Source organism: Aquipluma nitroreducens (assembly GCF_009689585.1).
GTDB classification, from domain to species: Bacteria; Bacteroidota; Bacteroidia; order Bacteroidales; family Prolixibacteraceae; genus Aquipluma; species Aquipluma nitroreducens.
Genome location: NZ_AP018694.1, coordinates 3,658,869 through 3,681,227, shown reverse-complemented (window position 1 = coordinate 3,681,227; position 22,359 = coordinate 3,658,869). Strand labels below are relative to the sequence as shown.

The following is a 22,359-nucleotide window of genomic DNA, read 5'->3' as shown; positions in this document are numbered from 1 at the left end:
AAAATCTTTGTTAGGAAAATATATAACATTTTAATTCAAGGCGAAAAAAAACCATATCCAATTATGTTTGTTAATGTATTATTCACTAAATTTAGGTAATTAATAAATTTAAAGAGGCTATGTTTCTCTCAAACAATAAGATTGAAAATTATTCAGGATATATAAAGCTTGATGAAAATCTTCAGATTGAGGAGTTTTCAGGTCAGATTAACCAAATACTCAGAAAGGGGCATTTAGATTTGAATGGAAATCTTATTCAGATTACTGAAGGCCTAAAAAAAAATATCCGTTTCTTCTTTGAAAATGAAGTATTGCCTGCCATAAAATCAACTAAAATCAGCCATTTATCCTTAACCCGAAAAAATAGCATTCTATTAATTTCGGTTACACCCCTAAGTTCAGGAATAACACTCTTAAGTTTTGAAGAAGTTCCACCACCAGCGAAAATAATTGACCAAACATTGCCTGATAAGCTTAAAGAGGTACTTATTCGGATAAATACAAACATGCAGGTTGTGTATATTTCCAAAAATTTCGCTGCCAAATTTGGAGAAAAAGCATCAAACTATATTGGGAAAAACCTTGAAGAAAACCAATTATTCAAGGAAAATACGCTGCAAATTACGAACCTGATTGCTCAGGCTTTTCAACAACAGCGCCAACAGGAAGCTGATATTTTGATTGCCATAGGCGAAAAAAAAATCTGGTGGAATTTATTTATAATTCCGGAAATCGATCCTTCCAGTTCGCAGCAATCGGTATTAATTATCCTTCGAAACATAAACCGCTACAAACGCATTGAAGAGAAACTAGTTGAAAGCGAACAGCGCTATGAAATGGCCATAGAAGCCGCAGATTTAGGCATTTGGGATTACGAAGTGGGTTCAGCAAAAATATATTATTCAAGAAAGTGGAAATCAATTCTGGGTTATTATCCCGATGAAATTTCTGATGATTACAAGGTATGGGAAGAACTACTTCACCCTGAAGATAAGGACAGAATGATTCTGTTCATTGAAAACTTCATCAACAGCAATTTACGTGTTTACGAAGCAGAATTCAGGCTAAGACATAAAAACGGCAATTACATCTGGATTAAAAGTCGTGCAACGGCACTTCGGGACGAAAATGGGAAAGCCATAAGAATGTTTGGAACTCACCGCGACATTTCCGATGAGAAAAAATCCGAAAGTGAATTCAAGAAACTTCATCAGGCTATCATACAAAGCCCAATTTCAGTGGTTATTACCGACAAAGATGGCCGTATCGAATTTTTTAATCCCGCATTCTGCAAAATAACAGGCTGGAGTGATCATGAAATACTAGGAAAAAAAACAAGTATTCTTAAATCAGGATTTCAGCCAGCCAGCTTTTACGAAAAACTCTGGAAAACAATCAATTCAGGAAACGAATGGCAAGGCGAATTTAAAAACAGAAAAAAGAACGGAGAATATTATTGGGAACTGGCCAGTATCTCGCCAATCAAAAACAATTTTGGAACCATTACTCATTATGTGAAAATTGCAGAAAATATCTCGTACCTCAAAAAGATTGAAAAGGATTTAAAAAAGGCAAAACAAGATGCCGAAGTAGCCAATAGTTACAAAAATCTTTTCCTGGCCAACATGAGTCACGAGATCAGGACTCCAATCAATACAATCATTGGATTTAGCGAACTCATTAAAAACGAAGACCTTCCATCACAAAAAAGATATAAATACTCCGGAATTATTGAAGAAAACAGCCAATCGTTACTTCGACTGGTTGATGACATTATTGATATTGTAAAAATAGAAGCCAACGAATTGAAAATAAAAAAAGAAGCCTGCTCGCTTGGTGATTTATTTTCGGAGCTCGAAATGACCTATAATAATTTTCTGAAACGAAAAGAGAAACAATATCTTGATCTCAACTTTCAAATTCCGGAAGAAGCGCATCACGATGTCATATTCACTGACCCTTACCGTCTCAAACAAATAATCAACAACCTATATCTGAATGCATTGATGCACACCGAACGTGGGCAAATTGAGATTGGATATACCATCGTAAACGACAACAAATTGCGCTTTTTCGTCTCAGACACTGGCACTGGAATACCGCAGAGCCGCATTAAAAATATCTTCAAACGATTTAGTCAAACTGACGAACCCACCGGTTCTGAAGCTTCAGGATCTGGACTCGGCTTATCCATATGCAAAGATCTGGCTACATTGTTAGGTGGCGATATCAGCGTAAAATCGGTTGAAGGCGAAGGAAGCATTTTCTTTTTGACTCTTCCGTATGATAAAATTAAAATACCAATGGTAAGAGCCGCAGTAAAACCAACAACACCTTCAAGATACAACTTCAGCAACTTTACCATCATGATTGCGGAAGATACGCCGTACAATTATGAATACCTGTACAGCATACTTCAAAAAACAGGTGCCAATGTGATTTGGGCCAAAGACGGCATTGATGTCCTGAAGATGTACAAAAGTTCGAAGGTTGACCTGATCCTGATGGATATTCAATTACCTGAAATAAACGGCTATGAAGCCACGAGCCAAATCAGGCTAACCGACAAGTCGCTACCCATCATTGCCCAGACCGCCTATGCTATGGCCGAAGACAAGCAAAAATGCATGAATGCAGGTTGTAATGAAGTATTGGTTAAACCGATCCGGATGGACGATGTTCTGGCTACCGTTGCAAAATATCTCAACAAATAAACCAACGAAATTCGATCGCCAAATCCATTTAATCAAATTCGCTGATTAAATTTGAGGCTTACAAAACAATCAGAATATGCATATCGATCGGTTTCCATCAAGATTACTTGAAAATGCGGTGAATGAATTTGCTAAATTACCTGGTATTGGACGAAAGTCAGCTTTACGATTGGTTTTGCATTTGCTCAAACAAGACCTTCAGGAAGTGGAAATATTTGGCAACAGCCTGATCCAGCTTCGCTCAGAAATTAAACACTGCAAAGTTTGCCACAACATTTCGGACACCGACATTTGCAGCATCTGTGCCAATCCTTCGCGAAATCCATCCATCATTTGTGTAGTCGAAAATATCAAAGATGTGATGTCGATTGAAAACACACAACAATTTAAAGGCTTGTATCACGTTTTAGGAGGTATTATCTCTCCTATGGATGGGATTGGCCCTTCGGATCTGGAAGTTGACTCGCTGGTAACCCGCGTGAATGAAGGAAATACCGAAGAAATAATTCTGGCGCTAAGTACAACCATGGAGGGCGACACGACCAATTTTTTTATTTACAAGAAACTAAAAAACACTGAAGTAAAGATTTCGACACTGGCCAGAGGCGTTTCAATTGGCGACGAACTGGAATATACCGATGAAGTTACACTTGGCCGGTCGATCGTCAATCGGATGAACTTTGAAGAATCAATCATACGCTAGGGAAAGTCATTTGTCATCAGAAAAAAGGAAATAAAAACCACATAGACACATAGAAAACAGAAACGAATGAAGCTATCCATCGTCATTGTCAATTATAACGTGAAATATTTTCTGGAGCAATGTCTTCATACCGCCTCAATCGCGGCATCGAAGCTTAGTTCCGAAATTATTGTGGTTGATAACGATTCGGTTGATGGCTCATGCCAGATGGTTGAAGAAAAATATCCGGACGTTATCCTGATCGCCAACAAGGAAAATGTAGGCTTCTCGAAAGCCAACAATCAGGCCATGCGGATTTCCAAAGGAGAATATATTTTACTACTCAACCCCGATACGGTTGTTGAGGAAGACTGCTTCCTGAAAATCGTTGATTTTATGGATAAAACGCCCGATGCCGGAGGCCTGGGCGTTAAAATGATTGATGGGAAAGGCCGGTTTTTACCTGAATCGAAACGTGGGTTACCCACTCCGGAAGTTGCGTTCTGGAAAATGTCAGGGATTTCAAGTCTTTTCCCCCGTTCCAAACGATTTGGACGTTACCACCTGGGATATCTCAACAATGACCAGATTCATGAGGTTGACGTTTTGGCTGGCGCATTTATGCTTCTTCGACGCAAAACACTCGCAAAAGTGGGACTGCTCGACGAAGATTATTTCATGTATGGCGAAGACATCGACCTTTCGTACCGCATTACCAAAGGCGGTTATAAAAACTATTATTTCCCCGAAACCACCATCATCCATTACAAAGGCGAAAGCACCAAAAAGGGCAGCATTAATTACGTGAAAGTGTTTTACAACGCGATGATCATTTTTGCCGGGAAACACTTTTCAAAAGGAAATGCCCGCCAATTTACCATCCTGATTAAGCTGGCGATTTACCTTAGGGCACTCTTGTCTCTGATCGGAAGATTATTCAAAACCATCAAACTAGTTCTGGCCGATGCTTTTTTCATCTTCATTGGCTTTGCAAGCCTGCTCCCTATCTGGGAAACCTACAAATTCAAACGTGGTTATTATCCTCCGGAATACCTACAAATAGCAGTTCCCATTTATATCCTCATCTGGGTTGGCTGCATTTGGCTTAATGGAGGATACCGGAAATACATCCAGTTCAACCGGATTTTCAAAGGCCTGTTGTGGGGAACAATTTCGATCCTCGTTTTTTATTCGTTGATCGATGAAACGATGCGCTATTCAAGAGCTTTATTGCTTTTGGGTTCAGCATGGGCATTCCTGACATTACCAGCATATAGGTATTTGCTGCATCAATTTAAGGTTCCCGGACTCGAACTTGAGATCGACAAGCAAAAACGGATCGCAGTGCTGGCTGGAATAGACGAATCGAAACGCATTTCGGAATTGATTAGCCATTCAGGACTAAAAATTGAACTTGTTGGATTTGTATCGCCCAACAATTCGGTTCATGAACAGTTCTATCTCGGGAATATTCAGAAATTGCCCGAAATCATCCGAATCAACAAAATTGAAGAATTGATTTTCTCGTCTGAAGACATTCCTTCGCAGGAAATCATTCGCCTTATGCTTGATCTGAACAACCTCAACATCGACTATAAAATTGCGCCACCTGAAAGTTTCTCGATTATTGGCAGCAACTCTATTTCAACTTCCGGCGAAATGTATGTGGTTCACATCAATTCGATTGCAAAGGAAAACAACAAGCAAAACAAACGCGCATTCGATCTTGCAACAGCAATTTGCCTGCTTGTCCTTTCGCCCTTGTTAATCTGGAAAGCAAACACTAAATTGGGTTTCTTACGGAGTATCCCGGAAGTTCTTTCCGGAAAGAAAAGTTGGGTAGGATACTGCTCCGGAAAACAAAACAACCTACCTTCCATAAAAAAAGGAATACTCTCGCCTGCTTCACTTTTCCCGGAAACGATTCCGCAGAAAAAGAAAGATGAACTGAATATCGTTTACGCTAAGGATTACCGGTTGATGAACGATCTGGAAATCGTTCTGAAAGCCTGGAAAAATATCGGACAATCATGACAAGTATGAAACTCGAATTTGGCAAGATTCGTTTCAGGGCGCTCGAACCTGAAGATATCGACATCCTTTTTGAATGGGAAAACGATGCGAAAATCTGGGAAATCAGTAATACCGTCGAACCTTACTCCAAATACATTTTAGCCAAATACATCAAAGATTCACAGCGCGACATCTACGAAAGCAGGCAGATTCGCATGGTTATCGAAACTCTGGAAGGCAAGCCTGTTGGAGCCATCGACCTTTTCGACTTCGACCCTTTTCATTTTCGCGCAGGTGTTGGAATCCTTATTCATGACGAAAATGACCGGAAGCGGGGTTACGCCAACGATGCCGTGCAATTGCTTTGTGCCTATGCCAGCAATTATCTCAGGCTGCACCAATTGTACGCCAACATCAGCGAAGATAATCTGGCAAGTATCCATTTATTCAAAAGCAACGGGTTCGAACTCATTGGCACAAAAAAAGATTGGCGCCGAACGCTGGATGGCTGGAAAAATGAATTGATGTTTCAAAAGGTTTTGTAGATCTATTTTGATGGCATAAGTTCCATCCCAACAAAACAATGCGGGTCCACAGTTCTATCAGGTAAGTTCCGGAGGAACAGTTCGTGTTGTAACCACGGATTTTAATCCGTGGACATAGAGATGAAGATTTTCAGATTTTCCGTTTTCGGGTCAAATCCAGCAATCCATTAACAATGGTCAGCGGATGGGCCGGGTTGCCCGGAATATAAAGATCGATGGGATATTTATCGAGAAAACTGCGATCAAGGGCAGAACTACCTACATGAATACCACCGCTAATGGCATCGGTACCAACCAGTACAATGATTTTGGGTTCGGGAATTGCATCGTAACAAATCTGCAACGGTTCAGCCATGTTTTCAGTGATGGGGCCGGTAATCACAATTCCATCGGCATGGCGCGGCGAAGCCACAAAGTCAATTCCATATCGACTGATGTCGAACTGCACATTGTTGGCGGCATTGAGTTCCATTTCGCAACTGTTATCGCCACCAGCACTTACTTGTCGCAGCTTTAATGAACGGCCAAAAATCCGGCGAATTTCATTGCGTACCTTTTCGGGATCAACTTCAATCGGTTCTTCATCGCCTTCTTTCACGATCAACCGATTGCGGTCGTTGGTTGATATTTTATAGTCGGTCGTGAACCGGATCTTATTCGGAAATTGTTTGGCACACTCGCCACAAAAGGTACATTTTCCCAGGTCGATGCTTACCGGATTCCCCGAAATGGCATCAACAGGACACAAATCGACCAACTCAGCTTCGTTTACCTTTTCGAAACTAATCACCGGACGACCTCTGAAAATTCCGGGAACCTTGGCATTTGCCGTATCCGTAATAAATTGCTTGCCTTGATGATAGACTATTTTTACATTATCGAACATGGTGTGTCATTTATAAATTCGAAATATATTCATTATCAGCCACAAAGCACCTGAGTACCTAAGTACCTGAGATGTTTTTTACTTTGGTACTTTGTCGCTTTGTCGCTCAGGAACTCTTTTTTACAAATCGTGACCTGAATATGACAGGTTAAAACTCTTGTTACAAATCGGGAAATCTGAAATCTCATTATTCCTCACCGCCAATGCCAATGCCAGCCAGTTGTGAAACGACGGGTCTTTCACTTTATAATGTGCTAATTCGCCCTGTTCGTCAGTGATGGCGCAATGGCAAATTTCGCCACGCCAACCTTCGACCAGCGAAAGGGTAAACGAATTGGGCTTCGGACTCTGGAATACAGGTTCGTTTTCTGAACTTTCAGGAACATTTTGAATCAGATTCCGAATGTATTGCATGGATTGTTTGACTTCTGCCTTACGGATTTGAACCCTAGAATACACGTCGCCATGGTGTTTGATGATGGGTTCGTGATTCATTTCCGGATAAAGACCAAACGGATGCGATTGACGAATATCACGGCTCAGTCCACTCATGCGGGCAGCCATTCCAACCGTTCCAATCGATAAAACATCTTCATACGAAACCACGCCGGTACGCTCAAAACGCGAAAGGGCGCTGGGCAGTTGGAACAATTGCTCATTCATTTCCAGAAAGTCGGGTTCGTAAACATCCAATATTCCGGCCAATCGTTGAGCCAATTCAGGAGTAAACGGAAATTGATTTCGGCCAGGTCTGATCAATCCTTTGGATAAACGGTTACCGCCCCACTCCTGCATAAAATTGATGATCGGCGTGCGTAAACGACCAAACACCGCACTGCCTAACTGGTAAGCAATGTCGGTACAAACCGCGCTCAGATCACCTGTATGCACTGCCATTCGCTCCAATTCGAGGGCAAGTGTCCGGGCATATTCCATGTCGTGTGAAGGTTGAAATCCGCAAAGGCTTTCCCAAACATGCGAAAAGGCGGTGGTATGTCCAACAACAGTATCGCCAGCTATTGATTCAGCAATGGTAGTTCGTTGAAGCAGCTTTTTCTTTGCCAAAAATTGTTGTTCGATTCCGCGATGCTGATAACCCAACTGGATTTCGAGATGGAGAATCTGCTCGCCGTTACAAATGAACCTGAAATGCCCCGGCTCGATGATTCCGGCATGAATTGGACCCACACCAACTTCGTGCAATTCATCGCTCTCGATGGAAAAGAATGGATAATTGGCAATGGTTTGGGATGGATCGAAACGGTTTTTGGCGTACCGGACTGGCTTTAACCAAGGATGATCGTTGTAGTCTACACCAAAATTCTCGTGAATCTCGCGCTCAAACTTTTCGAAGTTGAAGTTCCGGGCGGTGAACGAATCCAGTTGGTCTCCTGATTTCACAAAACACGACGAAAGGTAAATTTGATGCGTGTTATCGTCGGCAATACAGCAAATCAACCGAATCTGATTACTAACCGGATATCCGAAATAATTCACGCAATGCTTTTCCGGAGAATTTGTTAAAAACCCGGTATTCAGGTCGATAAATTCGTTATAATTCATTTCAGGAATGTCTGAAATCGAAATCGTCTGATTGTTAATTATCGTTGTGTAAATCATTGTCGATTAATTTGGTAACAACATGACACTTTCTTTGATCAACTGCACTAATTCAGCCGGAGGATTCAAGCCCAAATACACAGCAAGTGCCAGTAATATAAACTGACTGGATGATTCCCATGAACTGATAACCGGAACATGCGAATCGTCAAATCCAACAGCTGGAATAAATAATATCTTCATAATGTTTTTCCCAAAAGCATAGATAATCATAGTGAGCAAAATCAAAACTGCTATCAAAAGAATGATCTGATGCGCTTCGAACATCGAACGAAAAATTAGGAACTCGCTTACAAACAACCCTGAAGGCGGCATGGCGGTTGCGCTGATAAAACCTAACAAAAGAACCATCGCGCCAGCAGTATTGTACTTGAAATAATTACCTACATGGTAAATGCTTTTGCTCTGAAACACCCGATACAATTGCGTAAATTGGAAAAACAAGCTTGATTTTACAAAGGCATGAAGTATAATGTGAAGAATCGCAGCATAATAGCCAATTCCTCCAGCGGCAACTCCAAGCATAACCAATCCCATGTGTTCAATGCTCGAATAGGCCATCATTCGCTTGATGTTCTTCACTTTGATCATATACACAGTGGCAACAAATACTGATAGAAAGGCTGCAATGCCAATAACCAGATTCGCCCAATGGTGAAGTGGCGTATTTGCAACAACAATGTAAAAACGGAAAACACCAACAAATCCAAGATTCATCAATATGCTCGAAAGTAATGCACCTGCCGGAGCCGGAGCTTTGTCTTTAGCATCAACACCAGCGGTAAACATGGGAACCAGCCCAAGTTTAACAGTGAATCCGGTGAAAATAAATAGAAACGCAAGTCTCAGCCAGAAAGGATTGAGATGTGAACTATTGGCTAACAGATTTTTAAACGACAAATCATCGGATCCGGCATTTGAAAACGACATACTTAAAAACAAAATGCCGATGAACACAAATGTGATACTGATTGCACAAATAAAGACATATTTCCAGGTTCCTTCAAGCGCCAGTTTATTTCGGTGATGATAAATTAGAGCAGATGCGCTTAAAGTAGTGATTTCAGTAAAAATCCAGGTTACAGCAATGTGGTTCGACAGGTAACCTGCACTGATGGCAGATATCAGTAACACAATTGAAGCATAATAAATAGATCTTGAACTCTGCGGCGCAGGTTGGTCTTGGAGATAAATATGGCTGTGAATTATCGCCGGAATGGTGATTATTCCCAAGGTGAACAACAGCAGAACCGCCAATGAATCGTATGTAAAATAACTCCATTCGGTAGAATGAAAATTAGTATATGCATGAATAGTTAACATTCCCTGAAGGATCAGAAATAATCCCAGTAATACGAATGTTAGCGTCTTGCTCTTGTTTAGAAATAAGGCAAGCGCTATTGACAAAGCTCCTATCAGATATATTCCTATCATGTTTTTTTAGAATTAATAGTCCTTCAAATTACTTAACTGATCCACATCTACATCTTTAAATACGTCGCCAATTTTATTCAGGAAGATGCCCAAAATCAATACGCTGGCAAAAATATCGAGCATGATACCTAGGTTCACCAACATGGGCATTTCGTTACCAACAGCCAGCGATAACACAAAAACTCCATTTTCAATAATCAGGTAACCAATGACATGAGTAATGATTTTTCGTCGGGTGGCTATAAAATATAAACCCGTAAAAAGCGACGACAAAGCCACCACAAAGAATATTTTATCCAACTTGGTGTCTTTCACCTGATTGGCCAGCAAAATAGTGACAACCACAATGAATGTGGTAATAATTAAAGAGACAAAATTTGGCAAAAAAGGCTCCGACTCACGGGTAATGTTATTTCGTTTCAGTACGTAAGCCATAAATAGCGGCACCGCAACCGACTTAAAAACAATGGTTTCGAGTAAGATTAAAGCCAGGTTTACCGTGTTGATTTCTTTTAGTTGAAGAAAGACAACTACAAACAGCAATACTCCCTGAAAAGCCAGCACTTTCAAATAAGTCAGCATCCGGTTGGCAATTGCCATATAAAACAGGGTGATGATGAAGGTAATAAGCAGTACATCTATCATTTGTTCGGAATTTACGGTTTAAACAAACTTTCCTAAAATCAGCAAAGCGCCAAAGAAAATAAGCAGGCTTACTGACGTCAATACGAAAATAAACTGGGCATTGTGACTCATGCGGAAACGAGCCATAAACGATTCGATGAATCCAACTCCGGAAGCCAGTACAAATTGAATGACAAAAAACATTGGGATTGAATACTGTAAAGGAAACACTCCGATAAACAGGTTGACGACCAAAGCCCCGTAAATAGCGAATTTCAGGTATCCGGCAGTCAGGATCAAACCCAGGTCAAACCCGCTGTTATCGAGGATCATCACTTCATGAACCATGGTCAATTCGAGGTGTGTTTTCGGGTCGTCAATCGGCATTCGGCTGTTCTCTACCATCGCAATCATCATCAAAACGAAAGTGCCAAGTATTGCCAGCGCATAGCTGATGTATGAGCCAATATGCAAAGCAGAAAACATTTCCTGAAAATTTGTATGTCCGGTAAGCAACGCCAGCGAACCCATCAGGATAAAAAAAGCTGGTTCGGCAAACATCGAATAAAGCGCTTCACGGCTGGCTCCCATTCCTTCGAAACTACTACCCGTATCCATGGCCGAAATAATACTAAGAAACTTGCCTAATGCCAATATGTATGCGAAAAAGATAAAATCGCCGTCGAAACTTAAAATTCCTTTCGACTGACCGAACGGAACTACCAGCATAGCCATCACTACCGACGCAAAATAGATTGTAGGCGCAATCTGAAATACAAAACTGGTTGTCTCGCTGTACACAACTCCTTTCTTAAAGAGCCTGAAAACATCAAACAGCGGCTGTAAAATACCAGGCCCTTTGCGGCCTGACGCCATACTTTTTACACGGATAATTACCCCTGTGAAAAAGGCTGCTGCTATAAGAATGAGAATTAAACTCAGCATAGTTATATCTGCTTTATAAAATCGATGAATAATACAATTTGGTCGTAAAACAACGGAATACAGATCACCGAAACGATAAAAATAATTCCGTAGAGAATATAGAATTGCAGCTTCCCATTCTGGAGAAAGAGAAATCTTCCCAACAATGATTTATAGGCTGCTATTGGGTTATCAACCAGATATTTTTCAATCCGGTCGTAACTATTTGTTTCATACGATCCCCCTGAAGGGAAAATGCCCTCAACATCTTTTTGGGTTTTGTGCGAAAGCAAAAATGGACGAAACAGCTTGCTGTAGGGCCTGACGAACGATCCGGCAGTGTATTGCAGTTTTGCGGTTGGCGCGATATATCCGCAACCCCAGGTCGGTTCGACTGAAGCTTTTCGGTTTTGTGTGACCAGTTTCCTGAACCCAAAAACTGCCAGACTGATCAGGATAAACATCCAGATGCCCCAGGTAACCGGTTGGAGAAGTTCAGTAGTTTTTTCAGGGAAAGGCATATCTGAAATTGCCGGAAGGCCTGCCAAAAGGCTCACAGGCTGTGATAGCGCATGCATAAAAATCTGGGGAAATACGCCGATGAACACAATCAGAAACGCGATCAGGTAAAGCGGTAAAAGTTGCAAAAAAGGAACTTCCTTTACTTCATGGTCGAGTTTCTGACGGGGATTGCCCAAGAAAACAATTCCAAATGCTTTGGTAAAACACAACAGCGCCAAACCTCCAATCAGCACCAAGGCCAGTACTGAAAATATGATGGCCATTAACGGACCAATCATTGATCCCTGCATCCAGTAATAGAATCCGCTGTAAATGATAAACTCCGAAATAAAACCATTAAACGGCGGAATTCCCGAAATAGCAATGGCCGCAATCAGAAAAAGTATAGTAGTCTGTGGCATTCTTTTAATCAAGCCTCCCAAATGATCAATATGAACCGTATGTGTTGCCTGATAAACATTTCCGGCGGTAAAAAACAAAAGCGATTTGAACAGCGAGTGATTTAAGGTGTGGAGCAATCCACCTGCAAACCCAAGCGAAGCAAGCAAATAATTGCCTGTTCCTAACCCGATACAACCAATGCCAATTCCCATTCCGATAATTCCAATGTTTTCGATGCTATGATAGGCCAGCAACTTTTTGAGGTTGTGTTGCACAATAGCCAGCATCACTCCGTACAAACCAGAAATGACTGAAAAGGATATAATCACAAGGCCAATCGTATAATAATCAGCTTTGATCAAGGTGATCACCCGGAAGATTCCAAAAATTCCGATTTTAATCATTACGCCTGACATAACTCCGGAAACATGAGCAGGCGCTGCCGGATGCGCATACGGTAGCCATGTATGAAAAGGAACAAACCCGGCCTTGATGCCAAACCCTATAAAAAAACAAAGAAACAAGACAAGCCCGGTAGCTCCTGAATTTTGAGACGTATAAGTTGTTATCGAGTTAAAATCGTAACTGCCGGTTTTTAGCGCTACCCAAATAAAGCCGAACATCAGGAATAAAATCGAGACATGCGAATGAATCAGGTAATTCATTCCGGCTCTTAAAGTCGCCATCTTGCCATGTTCGAAAATGACAGCGATAAACGCCGAAAGCGCCATAATTTCCCAGACTACAAGAAAAACCAAGCTGTTTTGTACCGTGCAAAGACTGATCAAGGCCGTATGCAGTAAAACGAAAACAATGCTATGCAGTGTAATATTATTCGTCTGCTTCTGGTAAGCTTGCATATAGAAAAGTCCGTAGAAACTGCCCGTTACAAAAATGAAATTGATAATCAGAATAAACCATCCGGAAAGAGCGTCTATCCGAAGATTCACCGGACCGGTCACTAAACTTCCGGGAAATGAAAACTCTAAAAATTGTCCATCCAAAGGTTGAAGAGCAAGGTAACCAGAAAGAAAAGCATTCACGACAATAGCGGCAAACAATACAATCCCCTTCCCTTTTACATTCAGAAAAGGAATGAGTAGTATTGCCAAAACCGGCACTGCAATGAACGCACTTATCAAGCTCATTTCAATACATTTAAAACGGTCAACATAAAAATAGCTACCATAAATATAATCCCATACCAAACATACGATTGCACCCGCCCATTCTGAATAAATTTAAAATAATTTGCGGCATAAACCAGATGATGAGTGATGTAATTTATAATCCGGAATTCGAAAAAATCCTGATAATGTGATACATATTTTCGGCTCTCCGGAAATATCTCTCCGGCTTCCAATTCTTTGTATTTCTTTTCTTCAACCAAAAGGAAACCAAAAATTTTACCCAGCGATTTTGAAAACGATTTGCCCGTGTATTGCATCGAACTGTTTGGAGCAACATAAGCGCATCCCCAGGTTGGCTCTACCTTCACCAATTTATCTTTCATTATAAGCGCACGCAAGCCCCAACTGGCAGCTACAATTGCAATAAACAGAATCGAATAGAGATTTATATTTGTGATACTTTCAGAATATGCAGTTAGTCCCGACGGTGTGACTATTGCCATAGCTTTGCCCAAATTCCCCAACAGATTGAAAATCGTATTCAGATAAAATTGCGGCAGAAAAGCGACACTCAACATGACTAAAACAATCAAATATTGAGGGACCAACATCATCGAAGAGACTTCAACTGGTTGATGGGTGAACTGTTTTCTTGAGTTTCCAAGGAAAATTGTTCCAAATGTTTTGGTGAATGTAAGAACCGAAATGCCGCCAATAATACTCAATCCGCCCAATGTGACAACCAATAAACTAATTTGGCTTATATTACTGAATTTCAATCCCTCCAAAAGTCCGCTATAGAGAATAAATTCGGAAACAAACCCGTTGAAAGGCGGCAATCCGCCAATGGCAATTGCGCCAAACAGGAAAAGGACAGCCGTTTTCGGCATTTGCCTGATTAAACCGCCCAATTTATCCATGTCGCGGGTATGTGTTTGCTGGTAAATCGAGCCTGCTGAATAAAACAGCAAGGATTTAAACAGCGAGTGATTTAGAACATGCAACAGTGCTCCGCCAAAACCCAGATAATACAAAATCGCGGAGCCATTGCCCATTCCCATCAATCCGAGACCAATACAAATGCCAATAATCCCGATATTTTCGATGGTACAATAAGCCAGCATCCGCTTGAAATCACGATGAACAGCGGCATTCAATATTCCATATACTCCGGTCAAAACGGAAATCGTGATCACAATTTCGCCCAGCAACAAAAAATCAGCCTTAAGAAAATAAATAATTCTGAAAATCCCATAGATACCCAATTTGACAATCACCCCAGACATTACACCAGAAACATGCGATGGTGCTGCTGGATGTGCATGAGGCAACCAGCTATGCAAAGGAATGAAACCGGCTTTGATTCCAAACCCAACAAAGAAAATCAGGAACAACCAAACATTACTGTTTGCCCCAAAGTATGTTTGAAAAGCATCGAAGCTGAATGAGCCAGTTTGAAAATAGACCCAGATAAAACCAATGGTTAAAAACGTAACACTGATGTGCATTTGAACCAGATAATTGATTCCGGCTTTTATTGTTTTGGGCTTGTCGTAGTCGAAAATAACCAGCAACATCGAAGATAAAGACATCACCTCCCAGGCAACCAGAAAAGCGAGCGAATGTTGTATCATGCACACCCAAACCATCGAAAGGTGAAAAATGACAAACAAAATCCAGTGGAAAGCCAGTTTCGGAGCAGAATTTACATACGGCTTTAAATATCCAATGCCATAAATGACACCGGTTACAGAAGTAAGATTGACAATTAAAATGAACCAGGCCGACAACCCATCAATGCGAACAAGAATATCGCCCCAAAATATATTCCCCTGAAAAATAAGCTCTTTGATTTCGCCATTCAGTGCGCCAATGGCCAGAAGGCTGGTAACGATTGCATTGACAATAACTGCCGATGCAGCAAGATATGATTTGAACCTGGTGGAAACAAAACACAAGGCAATAATTGCAACAAGCGTTGCGCACCACGATAAATTCAACAGTCCTGCCATCTCCATCATTTTTGTCTTTTGAATTTACATTGTTTCGGCTTGCAAAGTAAGGCAATAATTAAGGTTGTTAATTTGAATCTGATCATCGAATAATTTGATAATAGTCAAGTAATACGTTGACTTTATCCCTATATTTGATCAATTAATTGAAGAACATGGAAACAAACGATCTAATTCACCTTGAAAAATTTACGTCGAAGAGTGATTCAATCTTTAAAAATATCCCATCCGATTTAAGGCTGTTCCTGGAAAGCCAGATGATTGACCGAACCTACAAGAAAGGACAGCCCATATTTCTGGAAGGTTCGTATTCAGCCGGAATTTATTACTTAAAAGAAGGATTGGTGAAAAAATACAAAACCGATCATGCCGGAAAAGAACACATTTTATCGCTTTGCTCGGAAGGTGAATTGCTTGGATACTCGGCTTTATTGTGTAACGAACCTTATCCCGATTCAATTGCAGCCGTTGAAACTTCGAGTTTGGGATTTTTACCAAAAGAAGTATTTCTAAAAGCCACAAATGAATCGAACGCCCTGATGAGCTGCCTTTTATCCAGCTTAAGCCATGAGTTTGGCGTAATGGTAAACAGCGTAATGATCTTTGCCCACATGTCCGTTCGGGAACGATTGGCACTAACTCTTTTGATCCTTTCAGAAAAATTCAGAAGAAAAGACAAATCAGATTTGGTTGAGATCGTATTGTCGCGCGAAGATTTGGCCAATATGGTTGGAACGGCAACAGAAACCCTGGTTCGACTGCTTCAGGAATTCAAAAAAGAAGAAATTATCGGGATCAATGGAAAGAGAATCAGCGTATTAAAAACAAAGGCACTGATCGAAATGTCGAAATTCTATTGAGGCCTGGTATTTTTAGTCGCGAAACTTGAAAATGTATGTTTGTGTTACGCACTTACAATGACCGCTAATATTGAGGCTTACCGCAGTGTTGGTATTCAATAAGTACCTGATGATCAACTGAAGTCGATTAAAGAACTGATGATGAAGCTACCAACTAAAAGCCAATAGGATTACATCGAGCCCGATATTTGATAGCAGTACAACAGTTTTTTGTTATTCCGTCCGCCAACCTTGCAGTATGCCTTTTGTCACCGGTATTTTTTTATTTGTTCTTCAAGGCAGTAATACAGTTTTCATAAGTGTCAATTAAAGCTTCCGCTACAAGTTTGGGGTCTTGCTGGTGAATTCCGTGGCTGTAACGCGGCAACAAAATAATCCGACTATCTCGGTTGTTCTTTATCATTTCCGCATAATGTTTTATTCTTAATTCATCCAACTCTTTCCACCAAGGGATTAGATTGATACCCAATTTCAGATTTTCATTCATTTCCGTTTCATAATGCTCAATATGCTTGTAATATGCAATCATTACCGTTATGGGAATGTCTTGAAGAGGTTGCAAGGATGAATAATTCTTAAAGAAGATTGGTGAACTTTCATTCAGTTCTCTTTTAGCTTCATTTCTAAAACCATCTGACGTTGATGTGTCATTTATGATATTTTTAAAGTATATCATTAATAGTTCCTGATAACCAGTTGAGCTTAATGTGTTTATTTTCACCTTATTGTCCTCTTCTTTTGTAAGCAGAAAATCTGTTGGATCTATGAAAAATAAACCACATATTTCATTTGGATATATTGAGGCATACAAACGTATAAATGGTCCACCAATCGAATGTCCAACTAATAAATATGGCGGACTTATTTTTAAAGTTTTTAACAAATCGTGGAGTCTTTTTACGACATCAGCATCTGTTTTTACGGAAGTGTCGATTTCTGATTCTCCAATTCCATTTCTGTCATAAACTAACCCTGCAAATTTATTTTGAACGAAAGGGAACAAACTTCCATAGCTTCCACCGCCCGAACCAAGTCCGCTTTCAAAAACGAAAACTGGCTCGTTGGCTTTTCTTGCTTCAAGTCCAAAAGTTATATATGACATTTGCTTATTATTAATGGATACAAATTTTCGTTCAGAAGACTGCGAAAAAGCTAATGTTATTGAAAAAAAAGTAATAAATACAAGCGTTATTATTGATCTCATCTCTATTGATTTATTATAATTGTTGGGTCTTAAAATTACTCCGGAACAAACTATCAGATATTTTTCATCGGAAATCGGGATTGACGGATTTGTTAAAGAATATTTATCGGTAAGACATTGATTTGTTGGATAAGGTTGCAGCAAATTCAAAAAAAGATAAAAGATAAAAGATAAAAGATAAAACCCAAAAGAAATTAAAGTATTTTCAATTGAATTTTCCCAATTTATTCATGTTGTTTCAAAAAGACTAAACTAAAGACCTGCCAAAAGTAGTTTAAATTTGGTTCTTCAGGATATATACACACTGATTGTCAAACTCTTAAATAAATTCAGAATGAAGAAACTTACAATAATCTTGACTTTGGATCAATCTCCTCTGCTATTACTTGGATTCCAATTAACATTGTCTTTAGAAACCTCAAAAAAATATTCGATTCAACCGAAACATTTGGATTAGAACTTACATTTGCACCTTCAAAAATCTGAACGGAATGGAGCCAATTTTTCTTCCTAAAACATGGAGCCTGTTTAAGAAGGGCCTGCTGACAAAAAATATAACCAACGACATTTTTGCCGGAATTATCGTTGGAATTGTAGCGTTGCCATTAGCGATTGCTTTTGCCGTAGCTTCCGGGGTTTCTCCTGAAAAGGGCATCATTACTGCAGTGGTTGCCGGGTTTATCATCTCATTACTGGGCGGAAGCCGTGTTCAGATTGGCGGTCCTACCGGAGCTTTTATCGTTATTGTTTACGGAATTCTCCAAAAATACGGGTTCGATGGACTGATTATTTCGACCATCATGGCCGGAATAATGCTAATCACTTTTGGATTACTGCGATTGGGATCTATCCTGAAATTTTTCCCACATCCGTTGATTGTTGGCTTCACGAGCGGTATTGCATTGGTCATCTTTTCCACCCAAATCAAAGATGCAATGGGTTTACCCATCGACAAGCTTCCTGCTGAATTCGTAGCCAAATGGGAAATTTATTTTCACCAGATGCAGAATTTCAATCTTTCGGCTGTATTAATTACGATTGGAACCATTATCATAACTGTATTTTCCGGACGACTAATCCCTAAAGTTCCAGGATCGTTCATCGCCATTATTGTGATGACGGCGATCGTTGCCGTATTTGGTCTTCAGGTGAATACGATCGAAAGTGTATTTGGCTCTATTCCCAATAAATTCGCGATTACAATCCCATCAATCCATTTCGATCAGTTGGGACAATATATGCAACCTGCATTAACCATTGCCTTGCTTGGGGCTATTGAGTCGCTGCTCTCGGCTGTTGTTGCCGATGGGATGATCGGTAGTAATCACCGCTCGAATACCGAGTTGATTGCACAGGGAGTTGCCAATATTGTCACACCATTCTTTGGCGGAATTCCTGCTACCGGAGCCATTGCACGAACTGCGACAAATGTCAAAAATAACGGACGCACACCAATCGCAGGTATTATTCACGCAGTAACGCTATTATTAATCATGTTGGTTTTCGGGAAATGGGCGTTATTGATTCCAATGCCATGTCTGGCCGGAATTCTGATCGTTGTTTCCTACAACATGAGCGAAATGAAGTCGTTCTACTCAATTCTGAAAGGTCACAAATACGACATCTTTATACTTCTCAGCACGTTTATTTTAACTGTATTTGTCGATTTAACTGTTGCCATTGAAGTTGGCGTTGTACTATCGTCATTATTGTTTATGCAGCGCATGTCGAACCTGAGCAAGGTAATTCCGCTGGAAACCGAATCGGATACTTTGGAAAATTATGCCGACATCCCGAAAGGAGTTGAAATTTTTGAAATCAGCGGGCCATTCTTTTTTGCAGCCGCACGCCGTTACGAAGAAACACTGAAAGACATTAGTCACACTTCGAAAGTGGTCATTATCCGAATGCGGCATGTTCCGTTCATCGATGGTACCGGCCTCCGAAACCTGAAAGCAACCATCAAGGATCTGAAATCAAGACGGATACAAATTATTCTCTCGGGAGTTCAGCCTGAGGTATTTGAAGAACTTGAAAAAGGAGGCGTTCCGGCATTAATTGGCCCAAACAATATCGTACCAACTTTCGATCTGGCATTAGCCCGTATGGGAATGATACTTCAGAAGCAAGCTTAGAATTAAATAAATGAATATCCGTTTGCGCACCTAAATTGAATCTACAATTGGGGCTTTGCCCCAAGCCCTAAATCCTTTTTTGTCTTAACACAAAAAAGGATTCAAAAAAAGTCAAGGCTGCCTCCGCTTCGCTCGAAAAACTAGCGCTCAACGGCTAAAATCTTTTAAACTCGCCTGCGGCTCAAACAGAAAAGATTTTTTAACGCCGACTTCACTTGTTTTTCGGCTTACCGGACGAGGCCAGTCGCTTTTCTTAAAGTCTCAGGGAAAAAAACGATACTCATTTTAAATGATCTCAGCAAATTCAGGGATTTCAGGAAGAAATGCATACGAATTATCAGCGTAATTGATTTGGCAACAAAAGTGTTGCAACCCATTACTCACAATCAGGAAAGGTACTTTGAGCTGCATGTTGTATCGCACAATCTGGTCAAAAGTCTGCTGATTAATTTTCACTTCAGGAGCCTTGAATTCAGCCACCAGTAACGGATTTCCTGAACGATTGTATATAACAAGATCGGCTCGTTGCGGATTATTATTCACTTTTACGCCGGCCTCAACAGCGATTAACGCAACTGAGTATTTCTTCTCCGCAATCAAAAATTGAACAAAATTCTGACGAACCCATTCTTCAGGAGTAAGGCGTACAAATTTCTTTCGAAGCGAATCAAAAATAAATGATTTACCTTCCGTCGTTTTAATTCTGAAAGAATATTCGGGCAAATTCAGTTTTTGCATGACGATGCCAACAAAGTTTGTATTTTTGTGTTAAATCCGAAATCAAAATAACGAATAAAAGTTCGGAGAAAGAAGTTCGAAGTGAACTAAAGTTCCTTCGGATGTAACTCTGGACACTCCGAACTCCGAACTTTAGACACTTTTTATGAAGACAAAAGAAGAAATTGTAGAAAACTGGCTTCCACGGTATACCGGAAGGCCGTTGGATCAATTTGATGATCTGATTCTGTTAACCAATTTTCACATGTATGTGGATATGTTTGCCAAAAAATTCGGAGTTCCGGTGATTGGTGAAAACAAAAACATGCCCAATGCCAGTGCCGAAGGAATCACCATTATCAACTTTGGGATGGGAAGCCCTAATGCTGCGACCATGATGGATTTATTGAGCGCTGTACATCCAAAAGCAGTTCTATTCCTGGGAAAATGTGGCGGGTTGAAAGCTAAAAACCAACTTGGAGATTATATTTTACCCATAGCAGCTATCCGCAGCGAAGGTACTTCCAACGATTATCTTCCTCCTGAAATCCCGGCGCTTCCCGCATTTAATCTTCAACGAGCTGTTTCAACAGCCATTCGAAACCGGAAACACGATTATTACACCGGGGTTGTTTATACTACCAACAAACGTGTTTGGGAATACGACGAACGTTTCAAAAAATACCTCGAAAAATCGAGGGCAATGGCTATCGACATGGAAACGGCAACCATCTTTACTGTTGGATTCTACAACCAGATCCCTTCAGGAGCATTGTTACTCGTTTCAGACCAACCCATGATTTCGACAGGCGTAAAAACAGAAGCAAGCGATCAGGTTGTAACGAACAACTTTGTACATGAACATCTGGAAATCGGTATTGACGCTTTGCTTGAAATCAAAAACAACGGAGAATCGGTTAAACACCTGAAATTTTAACATCTGAAACGAGAATGACTTTCGAAGAAATAATCAGCAACCTTCAAAAAAAAATATACCACCCCATTTACTTTTTAATGGGAGAAGAAACGTATTTCATTGACAAAATCAGCGATTATATCGCCGACAATGTGTTGACTGAAGCTGAAAAAGGGTTTAATCAAACGGTGCTTTACGGAAAGGACACAGAGCCTCATACGATCATTGCCAACGCCCGCCGCTTCCCGATGATGGCCAATTACCAGGTAATTATTGTTCGCGAAGCCCAAAACATCAAGAAGATAGAGGAGTTGGAAACCTACGCCAGAAACCCGCTGAATTCGACGATTCTGGTTATCAACTACAAATACAAAACACTCGACAAACGAAAAACATTCCCGAAACTGTTGGATCAGAAGGGTGTGCTATTCGAGTCTAAAAAAATATACGATAATCAACTGCCCACCTGGATTTCGTCGTATCTGAAAAGTCAGCAATATACTATCTCGCCTCAGGCTGCCGCAATGATCTCGGAATTTCTGGGAGCTGATCTGGGTAAAGTGGCCAATGAACTGGACAAACTGATTATTTCGTTACCTGTTGGAACTCAAATCACGCCTGATCACATCGAGAAAAATATCGGAATCAGCAAAGAGTTTAATGTGTACGAATTGCAAAATGCCCTGGGAGATCGCGATCTGCTGAAAGCAAACCGCATTATCAACTACTTTGGCGCCAATCCATCATCAAATCCGGTTCCGGTAGTAATTTCATCACTGTTCTCCTACTTTTCGAAAATACTGAATTATCATTTTCTGGAAGATAAATCGCAAAACAACGTAGCTTCAGTGCTTGGGGTGCATCCGTTTTTCGTGAAGACGTATGTGGCAGCAGCAAAAAACTACAACATCAAAAAACTGGTCGAAATTGTAAGTATTCTGCGTGAATACGATATGAAATCGAAAGGATTTGGCAATATTTCGGCATCGTCAGCCGACCTTCAACGAGAAATGATATACCGCATTTTACATTAAACCATT

Annotated in this window: 17 protein-coding genes; 8 read left to right on the top strand and 9 right to left on the bottom strand. The window is 40.5% G+C overall.

Going from position 1 to position 22,359, the window contains the following annotated elements; all coding sequences use genetic code 11:
• The first annotated feature begins 119 nt into the window (after positions 1-119).
• The 4 genes from AQPE_RS15410 to AQPE_RS15395 all read left to right on the top strand — a co-directional run bounded on the left by AQPE_RS15410 (position 120) and on the right by AQPE_RS15395 (position 5,954).
• Positions 120-2,714, top strand: a complete 2,595-nt coding sequence (locus AQPE_RS15410) for a PAS domain-containing hybrid sensor histidine kinase/response regulator (protein WP_318347394.1) — start codon at positions 120-122, stop codon at positions 2,712-2,714.
• 76 nt (positions 2,715-2,790) lie between these two features.
• A complete protein-coding gene (recR, locus tag AQPE_RS15405) occupies positions 2,791-3,417 on the top strand; it encodes a recombination mediator RecR (protein ID WP_318347393.1) in 627 nt (208 codons plus the stop codon).
• 66 nt (positions 3,418-3,483) lie between these two features.
• Positions 3,484-5,430 carry a glycosyltransferase family 2 protein gene (locus tag AQPE_RS15400; protein WP_318347392.1) on the top strand — a complete coding sequence of 649 codons (1,947 nt, stop codon included), beginning with the start codon at positions 3,484-3,486 and terminating at the stop codon, positions 5,428-5,430.
• Positions 5,427-5,954 (top strand): GNAT family N-acetyltransferase, encoded by a 528-nt coding sequence (locus tag AQPE_RS15395; RefSeq protein WP_318347391.1) that lies wholly within the window; start codon positions 5,427-5,429, stop codon positions 5,952-5,954. The genes AQPE_RS15400 and AQPE_RS15395 overlap by 4 nt, the downstream gene beginning before the upstream one ends.
• Before the next feature lie 130 nt (positions 5,955-6,084).
• On the opposite strand, the gene AQPE_RS15390 is transcribed toward AQPE_RS15395, so the two are convergent.
• From AQPE_RS15390 to AQPE_RS15360, 7 genes are all read right to left on the bottom strand, one after another.
• Positions 6,085-6,840: an NADH-quinone oxidoreductase subunit B family protein gene (locus AQPE_RS15390; protein WP_318347390.1), complete on the bottom strand. Its 756-nt coding sequence runs from the start codon at positions 6,838-6,840 to the stop codon at positions 6,085-6,087.
• A gap of 120 nt (positions 6,841-6,960) precedes the next feature.
• Positions 6,961-8,460, bottom strand: a complete 1,500-nt coding sequence (locus AQPE_RS15385) for a hydrogenase large subunit (protein WP_318347389.1) — start codon at positions 8,458-8,460, stop codon at positions 6,961-6,963.
• Positions 8,461-8,466: 6 nt separating this feature from the next.
• Positions 8,467-9,894: a complex I subunit 5 family protein gene (locus AQPE_RS15380; protein ID WP_318347388.1), complete on the bottom strand. Its 1,428-nt coding sequence runs from the start codon at positions 9,892-9,894 to the stop codon at positions 8,467-8,469.
• Between the two features lie 12 nt (positions 9,895-9,906).
• Positions 9,907-10,539: a hypothetical protein gene (locus AQPE_RS15375; protein ID WP_318347387.1), complete on the bottom strand. Its 633-nt coding sequence runs from the start codon at positions 10,537-10,539 to the stop codon at positions 9,907-9,909.
• 18 nt (positions 10,540-10,557) lie between these two features.
• Positions 10,558-11,463, bottom strand: coding sequence for a respiratory chain complex I subunit 1 family protein (locus AQPE_RS15370; protein WP_318347386.1), 906 nt, complete (start codon positions 11,461-11,463; stop codon positions 10,558-10,560).
• A 2-nt stretch (positions 11,464-11,465) separates the two neighbouring features.
• Positions 11,466-13,493 (bottom strand): proton-conducting transporter transmembrane domain-containing protein, encoded by a 2,028-nt coding sequence (locus AQPE_RS15365; protein WP_318347385.1) that lies wholly within the window; start codon positions 13,491-13,493, stop codon positions 11,466-11,468.
• On the bottom strand, positions 13,490-15,487 hold the full coding sequence (locus AQPE_RS15360; RefSeq protein ID WP_318347384.1) for a proton-conducting transporter transmembrane domain-containing protein: 1,998 nt from the start codon (positions 15,485-15,487) through the stop codon (positions 13,490-13,492). Before AQPE_RS15360 ends, AQPE_RS15365 begins: the two co-directional genes overlap by 4 nt.
• A 155-nt stretch (positions 15,488-15,642) precedes the next feature.
• Here AQPE_RS15360 and AQPE_RS15355 point away from each other — a divergent pair, with 155 nt between their 5' ends.
• Positions 15,643-16,347 (top strand): Crp/Fnr family transcriptional regulator, encoded by a 705-nt coding sequence (locus AQPE_RS15355; protein ID WP_318347383.1) that lies wholly within the window; start codon positions 15,643-15,645, stop codon positions 16,345-16,347.
• Between the two features lie 262 nt (positions 16,348-16,609).
• Here the strand turns inward: AQPE_RS15355 and AQPE_RS15350 are convergent, their stop codons facing one another.
• Positions 16,610-17,551 carry an alpha/beta fold hydrolase gene (locus AQPE_RS15350; protein WP_318347382.1) on the bottom strand — a complete coding sequence of 314 codons (942 nt, stop codon included), beginning with the start codon at positions 17,549-17,551 and terminating at the stop codon, positions 16,610-16,612.
• A 491-nt stretch (positions 17,552-18,042) separates the two neighbouring features.
• Between AQPE_RS15350 and AQPE_RS15345 the strand changes: the two genes are divergently transcribed.
• A complete protein-coding gene (locus tag AQPE_RS15345; RefSeq protein ID WP_318347381.1) occupies positions 18,043-19,686 on the top strand; it encodes a SulP family inorganic anion transporter in 1,644 nt (547 codons plus the stop codon).
• Between the two features lie 285 nt (positions 19,687-19,971).
• On the opposite strand, the gene AQPE_RS15340 is transcribed toward AQPE_RS15345, so the two are convergent.
• Positions 19,972-20,424 (bottom strand): type I restriction enzyme HsdR N-terminal domain-containing protein, encoded by a 453-nt coding sequence (locus AQPE_RS15340; protein WP_318347380.1) that lies wholly within the window; start codon positions 20,422-20,424, stop codon positions 19,972-19,974.
• A 145-nt stretch (positions 20,425-20,569) separates the two neighbouring features.
• Between AQPE_RS15340 and AQPE_RS15335 the strand changes: the two genes are divergently transcribed.
• Both AQPE_RS15335 and holA read left to right on the top strand, forming a co-directional pair.
• Positions 20,570-21,340, top strand: a complete 771-nt coding sequence (locus tag AQPE_RS15335) for an AMP nucleosidase (RefSeq protein ID WP_318347379.1) — start codon at positions 20,570-20,572, stop codon at positions 21,338-21,340.
• A gap of 14 nt (positions 21,341-21,354) precedes the next feature.
• Positions 21,355-22,353, top strand: a complete 999-nt coding sequence (gene holA, locus AQPE_RS15330; RefSeq protein ID WP_318347378.1) for a DNA polymerase III subunit delta — start codon at positions 21,355-21,357, stop codon at positions 22,351-22,353.
• Positions 22,354-22,359: the final 6 nt, after the last annotated feature.